This window comes from Mesorhizobium sp. WSM2240 (assembly GCF_040438645.1).
Lineage (GTDB): Bacteria > Pseudomonadota > Alphaproteobacteria > Rhizobiales > Rhizobiaceae > Allomesorhizobium.
This window is the reverse complement of sequence record NZ_CP159253.1, coordinates 5292107-5307507: the sequence shown is the minus strand read 5'-3', so window position 1 is coordinate 5307507 and position 15401 is coordinate 5292107. Positions and strand designations below refer to the sequence as shown.

At 63.3% G+C, this 15401-nt stretch carries 13 protein-coding genes; 2 read left to right on the top strand and 11 right to left on the bottom strand.

Annotated elements, in window-relative coordinates; translation table 11 throughout:
* Positions 1–3: 3 nt before the first annotated feature.
* From ABVK50_RS26415 to ABVK50_RS26390, 6 genes are all read right to left on the bottom strand, one after another.
* Positions 4–573 (bottom strand): NifU family protein, encoded by a 570-nt coding sequence (locus tag ABVK50_RS26415; RefSeq protein ID WP_353643763.1) that lies wholly within the window; start codon positions 571–573, stop codon positions 4–6.
* 142 nt (positions 574–715) lie between these two features.
* Positions 716–1207 carry a universal stress protein gene (locus tag ABVK50_RS26410; protein WP_353643764.1) on the bottom strand — a complete coding sequence of 164 codons (492 nt, stop codon included), beginning with the start codon at positions 1205–1207 and terminating at the stop codon, positions 716–718.
* 86 nt (positions 1208–1293) lie between these two features.
* Positions 1294–2361: a tryptophan--tRNA ligase gene (gene trpS, locus ABVK50_RS26405; protein WP_353643765.1), complete on the bottom strand. Its 1068-nt coding sequence runs from the start codon at positions 2359–2361 to the stop codon at positions 1294–1296.
* A 120-nt stretch (positions 2362–2481) separates the two neighbouring features.
* Complete coding sequence (locus ABVK50_RS26400) at positions 2482–3675, bottom strand: acyltransferase family protein (RefSeq protein WP_353643766.1); 1194 nt, start codon at positions 3673–3675, stop codon at positions 2482–2484.
* A 130-nt stretch (positions 3676–3805) separates the two neighbouring features.
* On the bottom strand, positions 3806–5407 hold the full coding sequence (gene murJ, locus ABVK50_RS26395) for a murein biosynthesis integral membrane protein MurJ (protein WP_353643767.1): 1602 nt from the start codon (positions 5405–5407) through the stop codon (positions 3806–3808).
* Positions 5408–5444: 37 nt separating this feature from the next.
* Positions 5445–8252: a [protein-PII] uridylyltransferase gene (locus ABVK50_RS26390; protein ID WP_353645802.1), complete on the bottom strand. Its 2808-nt coding sequence runs from the start codon at positions 8250–8252 to the stop codon at positions 5445–5447.
* Positions 8253–8447: 195 nt separating this feature from the next.
* Between ABVK50_RS26390 and ABVK50_RS26385 the strand changes: the two genes are divergently transcribed.
* Entirely contained in the window at positions 8448–9710 is a 1263-nt protein-coding gene (locus tag ABVK50_RS26385; protein WP_353643768.1) for an Hsp70 family protein, read from the top strand.
* Between the two features lie 15 nt (positions 9711–9725).
* Entirely contained in the window at positions 9726–10697 is a 972-nt protein-coding gene (locus tag ABVK50_RS26380) for a small ribosomal subunit Rsm22 family protein (protein ID WP_353643769.1), read from the top strand.
* Between the two features lie 280 nt (positions 10698–10977).
* Here ABVK50_RS26380 and ABVK50_RS26375 read toward each other — a convergent pair whose 3' ends face one another.
* The 5 genes from ABVK50_RS26375 to ABVK50_RS26355 all read right to left on the bottom strand — a co-directional run bounded on the left by ABVK50_RS26375 (position 10978) and on the right by ABVK50_RS26355 (position 15309).
* On the bottom strand, positions 10978–12000 hold the full coding sequence (locus ABVK50_RS26375) for an Ldh family oxidoreductase (protein WP_353643770.1): 1023 nt from the start codon (positions 11998–12000) through the stop codon (positions 10978–10980).
* 1 nt (position 12001) lies between these two features.
* Positions 12002–12817 (bottom strand): ABC transporter permease subunit, encoded by an 816-nt coding sequence (locus ABVK50_RS26370; protein ID WP_353643771.1) that lies wholly within the window; start codon positions 12815–12817, stop codon positions 12002–12004.
* A complete protein-coding gene (locus ABVK50_RS26365) occupies positions 12814–13566 on the bottom strand; it encodes an ABC transporter permease (RefSeq protein ID WP_353647053.1) in 753 nt (250 codons plus the stop codon). Before ABVK50_RS26365 ends, ABVK50_RS26370 begins: the two co-directional genes overlap by 4 nt.
* 94 nt (positions 13567–13660) lie before the next feature.
* Complete coding sequence (locus tag ABVK50_RS26360; protein ID WP_353643773.1) at positions 13661–14440, bottom strand: transporter substrate-binding domain-containing protein; 780 nt, start codon at positions 14438–14440, stop codon at positions 13661–13663.
* Positions 14441–14493: 53 nt separating this feature from the next.
* Positions 14494–15309: an ABC transporter ATP-binding protein gene (locus ABVK50_RS26355; RefSeq protein WP_353643774.1), complete on the bottom strand. Its 816-nt coding sequence runs from the start codon at positions 15307–15309 to the stop codon at positions 14494–14496.
* Positions 15310–15401: the final 92 nt, after the last annotated feature.

The following is a 15401-nucleotide window of genomic DNA, read 5'->3' as shown; positions in this document are numbered from 1 at the left end:
GGATCAGCCGATCTGTTCGACGTGCTCGACTTCAGGAACGAAATGGCGCAGCAGGTTCTGGATGCCGTGCTTCAGCGTCGCGGTCGAGGACGGGCAGCCGGCGCAAGCTCCCTTCATGTGCAGGAAAACCGTGCCGTTCTCGTAGCCCCGGAAAGTGATGTCGCCGCCATCCTGGGCGACTGCCGGACGAACGCGGGTGTCGAGCAGTTCCTTGATAGTGACGACAATCTCCGAATCGGCCTTGTCGTAGAACTCGCCGGATTCGTCAGAAGGCGTTTCGGGCCGGCCGACATTCATCACCGGCGCGCCCGACATGAACTGCTCCATGATCGCGCCGAGGATGGCCGGCTTCAAATGCTGCCAGTCGGGGCCATCCTTGGTGACGGTAATGAAATCATAGCCGAAAAACACACCTGTGACGCCCGGAATGTCGAACAGTCTTCCGGCAAGCGGCGAGGCAGCGCGCGCGGTTTCGGCGTCGCGGAAATCCGCGGTGCCTTCGATCAGCACTTCCTTCCCGGGCAGGAATTTCAGCGTGGCGGGATTGGGGGTCGCCTCGGTCTGGATGAACATGGCCGCATCTCCGTGCGCTCAAAGTTTGGAATAGTTCTAAATATGCCTGGTTCCGGCGACATTCAAGCCAAATGCGCCATACTTTCGGCGGCCGTCGGAAATGATTTTCTCCCGAGGCATCCGCTTTGTCGAGGCAGACGGCTCAGGCGAGGCTGGCGATGTCGTCGTCGGAAAGGTTCTGTGGCACGACGGTCACCGGAATGGGAAACGCCGCGCCCTTGCCCGCGATCGAAGCGACCAGCGGCCCCGGACCTTCCTTGCCTGCGCCTGCAGCCAGCACCAGGATGGCGATGTCCTGGTCCTCCTCGATCAGCTTGTGGATTTCCTCGGCCGGCTTGCCCTCTCTCACCACCAGTTCCGGCTCGATTCCGAGCTTGGCGCGCACGGTCGTGGCATAGCCGTCGAGCGCCGCATTGGCCGCGGCATTGGCCTCGTCGCGCATGATCTTCTCGACCCCCAGCCAATGCTGGAAGTCTCCCGGCTCTATCACATAGAGCAGCACCAGCACGCCGCCGGTCGTCTTCGCGCGCGTCGAGGCATAGGCGACGGCGCGCTCGCATTCGGGCGTATCGTCGATGATCGCCAGGAATTTCCGACGGTGGCCGGCTTCCCGGATCAGTCGTTTGGAAACCATGTTCTAATCCTGCTGAGACGACATGCCGTTCCGGCGCAATCTGTCACCCGCGCCGGGCGTCGGCAAGTGGGCTTGCTGAACGGCTCTCAACCGTTCAGCAAGCCGACGATATTGCGCACCATCTTCATGTTGGCTTCGGCCATGACGCCGGCGCGCTCGCCGCCGTCCCTCAGCACCCCGTCGACATAGGCCTCGTCCGATGAAATCCGCCGCATCTCGGCGGCGATCGGCGCGAGCTTCGTCACAGCAAGGTCAGCCAGCGCCGGCTTGAATGCCGAAAATTGCTGACCACCGAACTCGGCAAGCACCTTTTCCTTCGAAGTCTCGGCGAGAGCTGCATAGAGAACGACGAGATTTTCAGCTTCCGGCCGTTCCTTCAGGCCTTCAATCTCGGAAGGAAGGCCGGCTGGATCGGTCTTTGCCTTGCGGATCTTCTTGGATATCGCGTCGGCGTCGTCGGTCAGGTTGATGCGCGACAGGTCCGAAGGATCCGACTTCGACATCTTCTTCAGCCCGTCGCGAAGCGACATGACGCGCGGCGCGGGACCCTCGATCAACGGCTCGGTAAGCGGAAAGAAGCCGTTGACCTTCTCCTCGCCTACCTTCATCTCGACGCCCAGCCCAAGATCGGCGATCCGGTCGGAGAAGTCGTTGTTGAACTTCTGGGCGATGTCGCGGGTCAGCTCCAGATGCTGCTTCTGGTCGTCGCCAACCGGAACATGAGTGGCGCGATAGACCAGGATGTCGGCGGCCATCAGCGTCGGATAGGCGAACAGGCCGACCGAGGCGTTCTCACGGTCCTTGCCGGCTTTCTCCTTGAACTGGGTCATGCGCGAGAGCCAGCCCATGCGGGCGACGCAATTGAACACCCATGCGAGCTCGGCATGCTGCATCACGCGGCTCTGATTGAAGACTACATGTTTCTTCGGGTCGATGCCGGCGGCCAGGAAGGCCGCGGTCACCTCGCGTGTCGCCTTCATCAGTTCGGCAGGCTCCTGCCACTGCGTGATCGCATGCAGGTCGACCACGCAGTAGATGCAGTCGTGGCTGTCTTGGAGGGCGACGAAGCGGCGGATCGCGCCGAGATAATTGCCGAGATGCAGGTTTCCGGTGGGCTGAACGCCCGAAAAGACGAGCGGCTTGAAGGCGGTCATGGTTTCCTCGTGGCTTGTGGAGGGCCGTTTCGCGCGCGGCGAAAATCGAGTTGCGCTTATGGACGAAGGCGCGTGCGCGATCAAGCCTTGCGCACGGGCGAACTCCAGGCGACGACTACGCTAATAGCGCAGCGGAACCGTGCTCTTTTCAGGCGCGGGCGCGCCGGCAGGCCGTTCGGGAAGACCAACAAGGGCGCGGAACGGCCAGGGGAGTTGTTCGAACAGGAGGCACAACACCAACGACCCGCCGATCGTCGCAAGCAGCACGAGCGACATCTTTGCCGCCACGACCGCGTCCAGCGGCAGGATGTAGAACAGCGCGGCGATGATAATGGTCTGATGCACGATATAGAGCGGGAATATCTTGCGATTCAGCCAGGCAAGTCCATTGCTCTTCCGGTTCAAATGAAGCGCGCCGAAACCCACGGCTGTGAGGATCATGCTCCAGGCAAGGCCGAAGAGGGCCGTCTTGTAGAGCACGGTCATGTTGTCGTAATCGCCGATGAAAGCGTCATCCGGATCGGCGGCCCATGAATGCCGGTAGAGCATCACGGTAAGCGCCAATGCAAAGGACGCGCTCAACCAGCGACGCTCGACGATCGCCTCGATTACCGCGTGGTGGTGGCGCGCGACGAGGAAGCCGAGCCCGAACCAACTAGCCCACACGGCGAACCAGGCGCCGTCATTGTAGAGCGAGTTGGTCTGGCGCGGGAAGATCGGCGACAGCGCGATGTTGAGCACCAGCGGCAGCAGAAACAAAAGGTAGATTGCGTTGGAGCGGGCCACGGTCTCGAACCAGCCGGTCAGCCGGCGCATGCGCGGGTCGATGATCAGCCGGAAAATGGGATAGCACAGGAACGCCATCACCAGCAGGTAGGCGACGAACCACATATGCGCCCAGGTGAAATTGCCCTGCGGGTATTTGCCTTCGGTGAAGTAACGTGTCAGCCAGAAGCTCATCAGCGAGCCGTCATAGCCGTCCTCGTAGACGCGCTCGAACCAGACCTGCGGCACGATGATGACGCACATGGCAAATAGCAGCGGCACCAAAAGGCGAATGGTCCGGTCCTTCAGGAAGGCCAGCCCGGCATTGGAGCGGAACGCAAACCACGTACCCATGCCCGAAACGAAGAACAGCAACGCCAGCCGCCAGGCGCGTGGGAATTTCATCACTAGCGAGAGCGTTTCGCTTCCCTGAGCGCTTTTCATCAGCCAGGACATGTCGGGAAAGAACGCGACCGAGCAGTGATAGACGACGAGAATGGCGAAGGCGATGACCCTCAACCAGTCGACGTAATAGAGTCTGCCGCTCATCTGCATGCCCCCACCCGACAGGCGACCGGCGCTTACGCACCAGCCGGCAGGTCACCGTTCTGGACGCATTTCGTTAAGAAACCGGTGTCGGGACGTCGAACAGTTTTAGCAAAAGCCTCGGCCACTCGGCCTATTCCGGATCGGATGCCGCCGTCCCGGCTTCGATAGGGCGGCCTCTTCTGCGCCGGACGACGCCGACCAGTTGCTGTCTATCGACCGCGCCGGTGCCAATGACAATGGCGAAATAGGTGATCGCCGCGGCGGCGATGATCGCCAGCACGGCGGCAAGACGAACCAGGCCCGACGGGTTTTCCATCATCGGCGCAAGCAGCATCTGCAGCACCCATATCAGTGCGCCCATGGCGAAACTCGCCGTCGCGATCAACACGACGCGCCTGGCCGTGACGGCAGACGGCCGGAAATCGTTTCGCGCCCACAGCGTGCCGGCGAGAAGCAGAAGATTGAGCCAGGCCGAGACCGTGGTGGCCAGCGCGATCGCCACATGGCCGTAGATCGGGAACAGCGCCAGGCTCGCGACGATATTGACAGCGACCGCGACGATCGAGAACCACATGGGCGTCTTCATGTCCTCGCGGGCGAAGAAAGCCGGCGAGAACACCTTTATCAAGACGTAGGCGGGCAGGCCCGCAGCGAAGGCGGCGAGGGCCTGCGCGGTCAGCACAGTCGCCTCGGCGGTGAATTCGCCGCGCTCATAAAGCATTGCGACGATCGGGCCGGGCATGGCGATCAGCCCGATCGCGGCGGGCAGCGTCAGGCCTAGCGCGAATTCGAGCGAGCGGTTCTGGAGATGCTCCGCGTCGGCATGGTCGCCGCTGCGCAGCGCCCGCGACAGTTCCGGCAACAGCACCACACCGACCGCCACGCCGATGACGCCGAGCGGAAGCTGGTTGATGCGGTCGGCGAAGTTGAGCAGGCTGATGGCGTTGTCCTGGGCCGAGGCGATGATTTGGCCGACAAGGAGGTTGATCTGAACGACGCCGCCCGTGAGGAGCGCTGGCCCCATCAGGATGAGCAGGCGCTTCACGTCGGGCGTCAGCCTCGGCAGCCGGAGCCGCATCGAAAAACCTTCCCGCCAGACACCCCAGACGAGGAAGACGAGTTGCAGTACGCCCGACAGGAATACACCCCAGGCAAGCCAAAGGCCGGTCAGGCGGTCGTCCACGCCGCCGCGCAGCGCCGCCATCAGGACCAGAATCAGGACGATATTGAGTAGGACCGGCACGAACGCGGCGAGGAAATAGCGCCGCATCGAATTCAGCACGCCCGACAGCATGGCGACCATCGACATGCAGAAGAGATACGGGAACATGATGCGGGTCATCAGTACGGTCAGGTCGAACTTGTCCGGCGTGTCGGAAAAGCCCGGCGCGATGATCGTCGATACGAGGAACGGCATTGCGATGATAGCACCGGCCGACAGGACGAGCAGCGTCGCAATGAGTACGGACAGCACGTCCTCGCCGAATTTCCGCGCCGCCTCCATGCCGCCGCCTTCCAGTTCCTTGGCGAAGAGCGGGATGAAAGCAGTGTTGAACGCTCCCTCGGCGAAAAGCCGGCGGAAGAGATTCGGGAAGCGGAAGGCGGCGTAGAAGGCGTCGGTCACTGGCCCGGCGCCCAGAGTCGCCGCGATCAGCGCCTCGCGGACGAAGCCCAGCAGGCGGCTTGCCATGGTGGCGCTTCCCACGCCGGCGAATTTTTTGACCAGGCTCATCGCTTGTGGGCTTCCGGAACGGCTGTGTTGTTGGTGATCATTCGGCAGCGGCGGAGACGCGCGCCTTGACGCCGCGCTGGCCTGCCTCGCCGTTGAGCGTGGCAATGAGCCGATTGCGTATGGTCTGGAGCCTCGCCGGGTTGTCGATCTTCTGGCCTGTCAGATCACTGACATAGAAGGTGTCGATGACCTTTTCGCCGAACGTCGTGATGTGCGCCGAGGCGATGTCCAGCGAAAGGTCTGACAGCGCGCCGGTGATTTCCGACAGCAGGCCCGGCCGGTCCAGCCCCGAGACGTCGATCACGGAAAACCGGTTCGACAGCGTGTTGCGGATTTCAACGCGCGGTTCGATGCGGAACGCCTTGGAGCCGCGTTTCGGCTTGGTCCGTTTCGCGATCATCTCGGGCAGCCAGCTCTTGCCCGAAAGGACGTCCTCGATCAGCGTTCCCACCCGTTCGGCACGCCGCCGCTCGTCCTCGTCACGGTCGAATTCCCTGGAGATCAGGATCGTGTCCAGCGCGCGCCCGTCAGACGTGGTGAAAATCTGCGCGTCGACGATGTTGGCGCCGGCGGCCGCACAGGCCCCGGCGATCACCGACAGCAGGCGCGGGTGGTCCTGCGCCAGAACGGTGATTTCCGTCACCGCCTCGAATTCGTGCGTCTTGACCATGGTGGCCAGTTTCTTGCCGGCTTCGTCGGCCGCGCGGATGAACTCGGCGTGGCGCAGCTGATCCTTCAGATCGACGGCCAAGAGGTAGTTTTCGTAATGCAGGCCAACGGTGCGCTTGCGCGCCGCATCGGGCCAGCCGGCAAGATTTTCGGCCAGCACTTCGCGCGCCTGCGCCGCCCGCTCGACGCGCGCCACTTCCGAGAAGCCGCCGGTCAGGAGAAGCTCGGTCTCGTAGTAGAGCGTCCTCAGCAGTTGCCCCTTCCAGCCATTCCAGACGCCCGGCCCGACACCGCGTATGTCACAGACGGTCAGCACCAGAAGCAGCTTCAACCGCTCCACCGACTGCACCAACGCGGCAAAATCCTCGATCGTCTTACGGTCGTTCAAATCGCGGGTCTGCGCTGTCATCGACATCGCCAGATGGTTTTCCACCAGCCAGGCCACCGTTTCGGTATCGGCAGGAGACAGGCCCATATGCGGGCAGATCCGCCGGGCGATCTTTGCGCCCGCCTCGGAATGGTCGTCGGGGCGGCCTTTGGCGATGTCGTGCAGCAGCACCGCGACGTAGAGCGCCTCGCGCTTATTCCTCAGACCCGGCATCAGCTTGTGAGACAGCGGGTGTATCTTCTCGCCGCCACCGCGCTCGATTTCCGACAGGACGCCGATACAGCGCAGGAGATGCTCGTCGACCGTATAGTGATGATACATGTTGAACTGCATCATGGCGACGATCTTGCCGAAATCAGGGATCAGCTTGCCGAGAAGCCCGGCTTCGTTCATCCGCCGCAGATTGAGCTCCGGGTTGCGGTCGGAGGTCAATATGTCGAGGAACAGCCGATTGGCCTCGGCGTCGCGTCGCAGGCTCCTGTCGACCAGGCGGAGCGAACGCGTCAGCAGCTTCAAAGCGTCGGGATGGAATTCGAGCCCATGCCTGTCGGCGAACCAGAACAGCCGCACCAAATTGACCGGATCGCGCACAAAAACCTGATCGTCGGCGACGTTGATGCGGTGGTTGTCGACGATGAAGTCGCTGGTGCCGGCAAGTTTTCGCCGGCGTCTGGAGAAGGTGAGAAAGATCCGGTTGAAGCCCGGCACGTGCTTGGCCTGCTCCTCCTCCAGAGCCGCGCAGAAGATGCGGGTCAGATCGCCGACATCCTTGGCGATCAGGAAGTAGTGCTTCATGAAGCGCTCGACGGCTGAGAGGCCGGGATGGCTGGTGTAGCCGAGCCGCTCGGCGATATCGCGCTGTATGTCGAAGTGCAGGCGCTCTTCGGCCTTGCCGGTGAGGAAATGCATGTGGCAGCGCACCGCCCACAGGAAATCCTCGGCTTTGAGGAACTGGTTGTATTCGGCCCGCGTGAACACGCCCTGCTCGACCAGTTCTTCGCCGGTGCGCACCCGGTAGAAATACTTGGCGATCCAGAACAGCGTGTGCAGGTCGCGCTGACCGCCCTTGCCGTCCTTGACGTTGGGCTCGACCAGATAGCGGCTTTCGCCGGCCTTGGCGTGGCGGTCGTCACGCTCGGCGAGCTTGGCCTGGACGTATTCCGCGCCGGTATTCTTCACCACTTCCTTGTCGAAGCGCGCCAGCAACTCGTCGTAGAGCTTGCGCTCGCCCCACAAATAGCGCGCTTCCAGAATCGAGGTGCGGATGGTGATGTCGGAGCGCGACAGACGCAGGCACTCGTCGATATTGCGGGTAGCGTGGCCGACCTTCAGCCCCATGTCCCATAGCATATAGAGCATGTATTCGACGATCTGCTCGCCCCATGGCGTCTGCTTGTATGGCAGGAGGAACAGGAGGTCGATGTCCGAGCCCGGCGCCAGCGTGCCGCGCCCGTAGCCGCCTACGGCGACCACCGCCATGCGCTCGGCCGATGAGGGGTTTTTTGCGCGATACACATGCGTCGCGGCGAAGTCATAGAGCGCGCGGATAATTTCGTCCATCAGATGCGACAGCCTGGACGCGCAAGCCGTGCCGCCGCCGTCCTCGGTCAGCATCCGTTCCGCCACTGCCCGTCCGGTCGCGATGCGCTCCTTCAGAATTGCGAGAACCTTCGCGCGAACAGCCGGGCTCGAGCCGTCGCCCTCAAAGGCTGCAGTCAGCGCCGTCAACTCGCAGCGGAGTGCTGCGCCATCGATCAGTTCGTCCAGTTTCAGGGCAATCTTGGCCATCGCGCCGGGTGGAATCTCCGCTTTCAGCGCGGCGTCTATAGCGCGTTTCTGCCGGTATGGGTATGGCCGGACGCGTGCATCGGCGAGATTGCCGCAGAGCTGCAATGCGCCATGCGGCCTCGACATTGCCGGCATCCTTGTGTAACCGCCTCACTCCGCTTTCGGGCGGCAATCTCCACGATCTCGGGACCCATTATGCGACCGGTCAGCGGCGGAATAGACTTTGGCACTTCCAACTCCACCGTCGGGGTGATGAATGGCGGCCGCCCGCGGCTGGTTCAGCTCGAGGGCGACCACGTCACCATGCCGAGCGCGGTATTCTACAATTTCGAGGACAATTTCACGTATTTCGGCAGGCGCGCCATCGAGGACTACACCGACCATGCCGAAGGCCGCCTGCTGCGGGCGCTGAAAAGCGTGCTCGGCTCGTCACTGATCCATGAAAAGACCCGGATCAAGGCGCGTTCTATCGCCTTCTCAGACATTATCGGCTCGTTCATCGGCTACCTCAAAGGCCGGCTCGACGCCGAGCTGGGCGAGACCGTCGATACCGTCGTGCTCGGCCGTCCGGTGCATTTCGTCGACGGCGACCCGCTAGCCGACGCGGAGGCGCAGGCGCAGCTCGAAAAGGCCGCCCGCGCCCAGGGCTTCAAGCATATCGCATTCCAGTTCGAGCCGATCGCCGCCGCGCTCGATTACGAGCAGAGTGTCACGAGAGAAGAGTTGGTGCTGATCGTCGACATTGGCGGCGGCACGTCCGACTTCTCGATCGTACGGGTCTCGCCCGAGCGCGCCGCCGCCGCCGCCCGCAAGGACGACATACTGGCCAGCACCGGCGTCCATATAGGCGGCACAGATTTCGACCGGCTGCTTTCGATGGCGCATCTGATGCCGGAACTCGGCTACAAGACGCAGACCAAGGACGGCAAGCGCAATTTGCCGGCCGGCTATTTCTTCGATCTCGCCACATGGCAGCGCATCAACCTGCTTTACTCGAACAAGGCGATGACCGATCTTCGCCAGATCCGCTACGAGGCGGCGCGGCCGGAACTGGTCGACCGGATGATCGACATCGTCAGGCACAGGCAGGGGCATTTGCTGGCATCAAAGATCGAACGCGCCAAGATCGAGCTGACGGATTTGGCGGAGACAGCGATGGAACTGCGCCTGACCGACGAGCTGCTGAGCCTGCCCATAACCCAGGCCGGCCTGAATGCGACGATCGAGGAAGCCGTGCGGAAGATCACCGATGTCATCTCCGGCACGCTGCGCGACGCGCAGGTAAAGCCGACGGCGATCACGACGCTGTTCCTGACCGGCGGCTCGACCGCCATTCCGTTGCTAAAGCAGTGCGTGTTGGACATGTTTCCGGCCGCGGTCGCGGTCGAGGGCGACATGTTCGGCAGCGTCGGTCTTGGCCTGGCGCTCGACGCCAACCGGAAATTCGGCGCTGCCTGAGACACAAGGCGCACAATGGAACTTCCTCCCCCACTCCGGCAGGCCGTAGAGCAGGTGCTGGAAGGCACATCTCTTTCGGAGTTGAAGCAGGCGGCTGACCTGCTTTCGCGCCGTTACCGCAGCGAAGTCCGGGACGGCAGGCTGCATATATCCGACGATCTCGCGGCGAAAGCCTATCTGGCGACACGATTGCCGGCCACTTATGCGGCGGTCCGCGCCAGCCTAGGGTCTGTCGCCGAAGTGCTGCCGGAACTTGCTCCGAAAAGCCTTCTCGATGTCGGCGCGGGTCCGGGAACGGCGCTGTGGGCCGCCCGCGACTGTTTCGAAAGCCTGGAGACCGCAACGCTGGTCGAGACCAGCGAAGCGATTCGCCGCGTCGGAAAACAGCTCACGGAGGCAGCGCCGGTGCGCGCCGAGTGGCTGGCCGCGGACCTCGCCACCGGGCTCGCCGACCTGAAGCCCGCCGATCTGGTCACCCTCGCCTATGTGTTGGACGAGCTTCAGCCATCGGCGATCGAGCCCCTGATCGACCGGCTGTGGGCCCTGACGCGCGACACGCTTGTCGTCGTCGAGCCCGGCACGCCGGCTGGCTGGCAGCGCATATTGGCCGTCCGGTCGCGCCTTATCGCGGCCGGCGCCCATCTCGCCGCACCCTGCCCGCATAGCGCCGCCTGCCCGCTCGTTGCGCCCGACTGGTGCCATTTCGCACGCCGCGTCGCGCGCTCCAGGCTGCATCGCCTCGCCAAGGGCGGCGATGTGCCGTGGGAAGACGAGAAATACATTTTCATCGCCGCGTCCAGAACGCCCGCCGATGCGCCAGCCGCCCGCGTGCTGGCGCCGCCTCAGACGGCGAGCGGGACAGTGCGGCTGAAGCTATGCCAGGCCAACGGCGCCGCAACCGAGCGGCTCGTGACCCGGCGCGAGGGTGCGGCGTTCAAGGCCGCGAGGCGGCTGGATTGGGGTGATGCGCAGTGGAACGAGCAGTAACCGGCGCTGCTACAAATCCTTTGATCTTGACCGGAATTTCCTCCGGCAGAACACTTCAGTTTAGATGAGAACGGCTCCAGGCCCGCACCGCCTCGATGGCCTTCTTGCGCATCATTGCGGTCGTTGTTGAGGCGGCCGCCGCCGACTTCTCATCATCTCCCACCTGAACCGTGGGCTGGGCGACCTCGATGCCGTTATCCCCTGAATGCCAGCCTGATCGTGGTATAGGCGCGACGCCGCACCACCGACTGGTTTCCGGATTTGGCCACGAAGACGAAGCTTACCTGTCTCGGAAAGAACCGCGGTCCGCGCGGCGGGCGATCTCGTCGTAGACGGGCTGCGGAACCGCGAGACCCCGTTCGCGAGATTTCTGCCGCGCCGCGACTTTGCCCGCGCCGGGAATATGGACTCCGTATTCTCCGGACAGCCGGTCGATCTGCGATTGCAGCCGGGTCTCGAAATCCGGGTCGAGGAGTTTCGGCTCGATGGCGACCACAAACAAACCCGTGCCCGGGGATTCCGAGCCGGTCGCGAAGGCCGGCGCATCGAGCGACCAGTTCGCGCCCGACAGGCCTGCGGAAAGAACTTCCACCATCATCGCGATGTTTGCGCCGCGGCTGCCGCCAAAGGCAAGCAGTGTTCCCTTGACCGCGGCGCGTGCATCCGTGGTCGGATTGCCCGCCGCATCCAGCGCCCAGCCTTCCGGGATGCTCTGGCCGGCGTGGGCCGCCCTGCGGATATTGACGAACGCAGTGGCGCTGGAGGACTGGTCGATCAGCAGCGGCGGCCCTCCCGCCGCAGGCGCGGCAAAGGCGAGCGGATTGGTGGAGTAGACCGGCTTTGTGCCGCCGGCGCCGGCAACCAGCGCCGGTCCGTTGGTCGCAGCCAGCGCCGCCAGTCCGCGTGCGGCCAGCCGCCCGGCGAAATAGCCGAGCGCGCCGCAGGTGAAGGCGTTCTTCTGGCTGAAGATTGCGACGCCGAATTTCTGGGCCGTGTCGACGAGGTCTTCGAACGCTCGGTCGAATCCGGGATGCGCCGCGCCGCCTCTTGCATTGGACCGGATGATCGCGCCGGCCGGGCGGGTGATCTCGGGCACGGCTTGTCCGTCGATTCGGCCAGCTTCCAAGGCTTCGAGATAATCGGTGAAATGCGCCAGCCCGACCGATGCCTGTCCTTCCGCTTCGGCAGCAACCGCCGCCCGGGCCAGCGAAGCCGCGACTTCAGCACTTGCACCTGCACCCTTCGCTGCGCCTTCGCACAGCGCCAGCGCCTCTTCCATGCCGATGGTGACGGTTTCGGTCATGCTAACCAAGCCGCGTGGGGATTTTCGCTTCGAGCTTGCGGAAGGCGAAGACGATGATGCCTGTTATGCAGAGATAGATCAGCGCGAGCAGCAGCAGCGGCTCATAGACGATGAAAGTGTCCTGCCGTACCCGAGAGGCGACGGCGTAGATATCAACAACGGTGATCGTCGCCACCAGCGGCGTCGCCTTGAGCAGAAGCACCACCTCGCCGGCCAGCGTCGGCAGCACGCTGTAGATCGCCTGCGGCAGCCATATGCGCCGGAAGATCGTCAGCCGGCGCATGCCATAGGCGCGCGCCGCCTCCAGTTGGCCGCGCGGCACGCCGGCAAAGGCGCCGCGCATGACCTCGCCGACATAGCCGCCGACGGAGAGCGTCAGCGCCAGCACCGCATATGGCCATGCCTGCCTGAGATAGGGCCAGAGAAACGAATCGCGGACCCAGGGAAATTGCGGGAACAGCGAGCCCAGCCCGAAGTAGAGGAGCCAGAGCTGAAGCAGCAGCGGGGTCCCGCGGATCACGGTGCAGAACGCGTTGGCCGGCCAGGCGAGCCAACGTGGCCCCGTCACTTGCACGAGGCCTACCGGAAGCGCCAGCGCGAAGCCGAGTATGCCGGTGACCACGAGAAGCCAGATCGTCCGCCAGATGCCCTGGAGCGCCAGATTGTAATAGGCCGGAATCCAGTCCCAGCGCATGAAGACAGCGGCGGATACGACCAGCGCCAGAGCCACTGCGATCAGCACGATGCGATGCGGCTGCAGCCAGAGCGAAGCCCGGGCCGTTGCATCGACGAGGCCGGTTGCGGTGTTTGCGCTCATCGGTCGCCCCCGGCGATCCGAGGCGTGCCGCGCCGCGCCCAGCGCTCGATTTGCGCGATGATGACGTTGGAGAACATCGTCAGCAGGAGATAGAGCACCCCCGCAGCCATGAAGAAGGTGAAATAGGCCTTGGTCTGGCCGGCCGCCGTCCTCGTCTCCTGGGTAAGTTCGCTGAAGCCGACGATGGCCAGCAAGGCCGTATCCTTGGTCGCGATCAGCCAGAGATTGGCGAGCCCGGGTATGGCAAAGGGCAGCATTGCGGGCACGGTGATGCGGCGCAGGAGCAGTCCAGGCGACATGCCGTAGGCGCGGGCGGCTTCGATCTGGCCCTGGGGGATGGCAAGGATTGCGCCGCGAATGACCTCGGTCGAGTAAGCGCCCTGCACGAAGGCCAGCACCCAGATGCCGGCGACAAGGCCGTTAATATCGATGCGTGCGTATCCCAAGGCCTCCAGAACGCGGTTGATCAGGTCGGTTCCCGCGAAATAGAGAAGCAGGATCAGCACCAGTTCCGGCACCGCGCGAACGATAGTGGTGTAGACTTCCAACAGATCGCGCACGATCGGCCCGCCATACAGCTTGCCATAGGCGCCGCCGGTGCCGATGGCCAGGCCGAAGCCGAACGCGCCGAGCGCGATGATTATGGAATTCATCAAGCCGCGCAACAGGTTGCCGCCCCAGCCCGGCGGCTCGAGCGCCAAAAGGTCGAAAATGCTCGCCTGCGACAGCGGAAGAAGAAACGCTTCGATCGGCTCGGTCCTGCACTTTAGAGCGGGTTAATCCGCTTCCTTGTGGACGCGGCTGCGACGGATTTTGATCCGCGCAGCCGCCCTTCACAGCTGGTCAGCTACCGTAGATGTCGAAGTCGAAGTACTTCTTGGTGATCTCGTCGTACTTGCCGTTCTCACGGATGGCCTTGATCGCGGCGTTGATCTTTTCCTTCAACTCCGTGTCCTCCTTGCGCACGCCGGCGCCGACCCCGGGCCCGAGGATTTCGAGATCGTCCGCGACATGACCCTTGAGATCGCAGCAGGCCATGCCCTGCTCGGATTTAAGGAAGGCATCGAGCGCGATGGAATCGGCCTGGGTCGCATCGATGCGCCCGGCCGCAAGATCCTGGTTCGCCTCGTCCTGGGTCTGGTATTCCTTGACCTCAGCCGCCTCGGTGAAATGCTTCTTCACGTAGGCGGCATGAACGGTCGAGACCTGAACGCCGATGATCTTGCCTTTTAGGCCCTCGGGCGTAGCGTCGAATTCCTCGCCCTTGGCGCCGACCACGGCTGTCGGCGTGTTGTAATACTTGTCCGAAAAGTCGATTGTTTTCTTGCGTTCCTCGGTGATCGACATCGAGTTCATGATCGTGTCGATCTTCTTCGTCGTCAGCGCCGGGATGAGGCCGTCCCACGGGATCGGCGTAAGCTCGCATTCGAACTTGGCCTCGGCACAGATCGCCTGGACGATCTCCACCTCCCAGCCGGTCCAGTTGCCGGAAGCGTCGGCGGAATAGAACGGCGGATAGGCTTCCGGCGAGAAGCCCACCTTGACCGGTTCGGCGCCAGCGGCGGCGAGGCCGGCCATGCCCAGCGCCAACGCCAGCGCGGCGGTTTTCAGTATGTTTTTCATGTAACGCACTCCCATTTTGTTTTGATTGACGTGTTCCCACTATTCGCCCGCAATCAGTGGATGTTGCGGATGAATTGTTTCAGCTTTTCGGACTTTGGATCGCCGAAAATCTGCTCCGGCGGTCCTTCCTCCTCGACCAGCCCGTTATAGAGATAGATGACATGGCTCGCGACCTGGCGGGCGAACTTCATCTCGTGTGTCACCAGCACCATTGTGCGGCCTTCGCGCGCCAGATCGGCGATCACCTTCAGCACCTCGCCGACCAGTTCGGGGTCGAGCGCAGAAGTCGGCTCGTCGAAAAGCATGACGCGCGGCTGGACCGCCAGCGCGCGCGCAATCGCGCCGCGCTGCTGTTGCCCACCCGACAGGAAGGCCGGATAGACGTCGCGCTTTTCCGAGAGCCCCACCCGTTCCAGCAGCTTTTCCGCGCCGGCGATGGCCTCGTCGCGTTTGACGCCGAGCACATGCACCGGCACCTCGATGACGTTCTCGATCAGAGTCATATGGCTCCAGAGGTTGAAGCTCTGGAAAACCATTCCGAGCCTGGAGCGGATGCGCTCTATCTGGCGGCGATCGGCCGGTACGCTACCGCCGTGATGGTCCGGTTTCAGCCGGATCTCCTCACCATTGACACGGATGAGGCCGCTGGTGGGGTTCTCCAGGCAGTTGATGCAGCGCAGCAGCGTCGACTTGCCCGAGCCGCTGCCGCCGATGATCGCCACGACCTCGCCGTCGCGCGCCGACATCGAAACGCCTTTCAGGACATGCAGCTGGCCGAACTTCTTGTGCAGATTCTCGACGTGAATGGCCTCGGCCGCGCCGTCTGACGCTGGGGTCGCTGTTGCGAGTGATGCGCCGCTGGCGCTCATCCTCGCTCCTCTACGGGATGCATTTCCATCCCCCGAATGCCTGCCCCGCTACTCGTCATTACGTCACGCAACCATCTTTCCCCGATCAGCAT

Coding starts and splice junctions, on each gene's coding strand:
- ABVK50_RS26415 (WP_353643763.1), bottom strand. CDS start 573: ATGTTCATCCAGACCGAGGCGACCCCCAATCCCGCCACGCTGAAATTC.
- ABVK50_RS26410 (WP_353643764.1), bottom strand. CDS start 1,207: ATGGTTTCCAAACGACTGATCCGGGAAGCCGGCCACCGTCGGAAATTC.
- trpS (WP_353643765.1), bottom strand. CDS start 2,361: ATGACCGCCTTCAAGCCGCTCGTCTTTTCGGGCGTTCAGCCCACCGGA.
- ABVK50_RS26400 (WP_353643766.1), bottom strand. CDS start 3,675: ATGAGCGGCAGACTCTATTACGTCGACTGGTTGAGGGTCATCGCCTTC.
- murJ (WP_353643767.1), bottom strand. CDS start 5,407: ATGAGCCTGGTCAAAAAATTCGCCGGCGTGGGAAGCGCCACCATGGCA.
- ABVK50_RS26390 (WP_353645802.1), bottom strand. CDS start 8,252: ATGGCCAAGATTGCCCTGAAACTGGACGAACTGATCGATGGCGCAGCA.
- ABVK50_RS26385 (WP_353643768.1), top strand. CDS start 8,448: ATGCGACCGGTCAGCGGCGGAATAGACTTTGGCACTTCCAACTCCACC.
- ABVK50_RS26380 (WP_353643769.1), top strand. CDS start 9,726: ATGGAACTTCCTCCCCCACTCCGGCAGGCCGTAGAGCAGGTGCTGGAA.
- ABVK50_RS26375 (WP_353643770.1), bottom strand. CDS start 12,000: ATGACCGAAACCGTCACCATCGGCATGGAAGAGGCGCTGGCGCTGTGC.
- ABVK50_RS26370 (WP_353643771.1), bottom strand. CDS start 12,817: ATGAGCGCAAACACCGCAACCGGCCTCGTCGATGCAACGGCCCGGGCT.
- ABVK50_RS26360 (WP_353643773.1), bottom strand. CDS start 14,440: ATGAAAAACATACTGAAAACCGCCGCGCTGGCGTTGGCGCTGGGCATG.
- ABVK50_RS26355 (WP_353643774.1), bottom strand. CDS start 15,309: ATGAGCGCCAGCGGCGCATCACTCGCAACAGCGACCCCAGCGTCAGAC.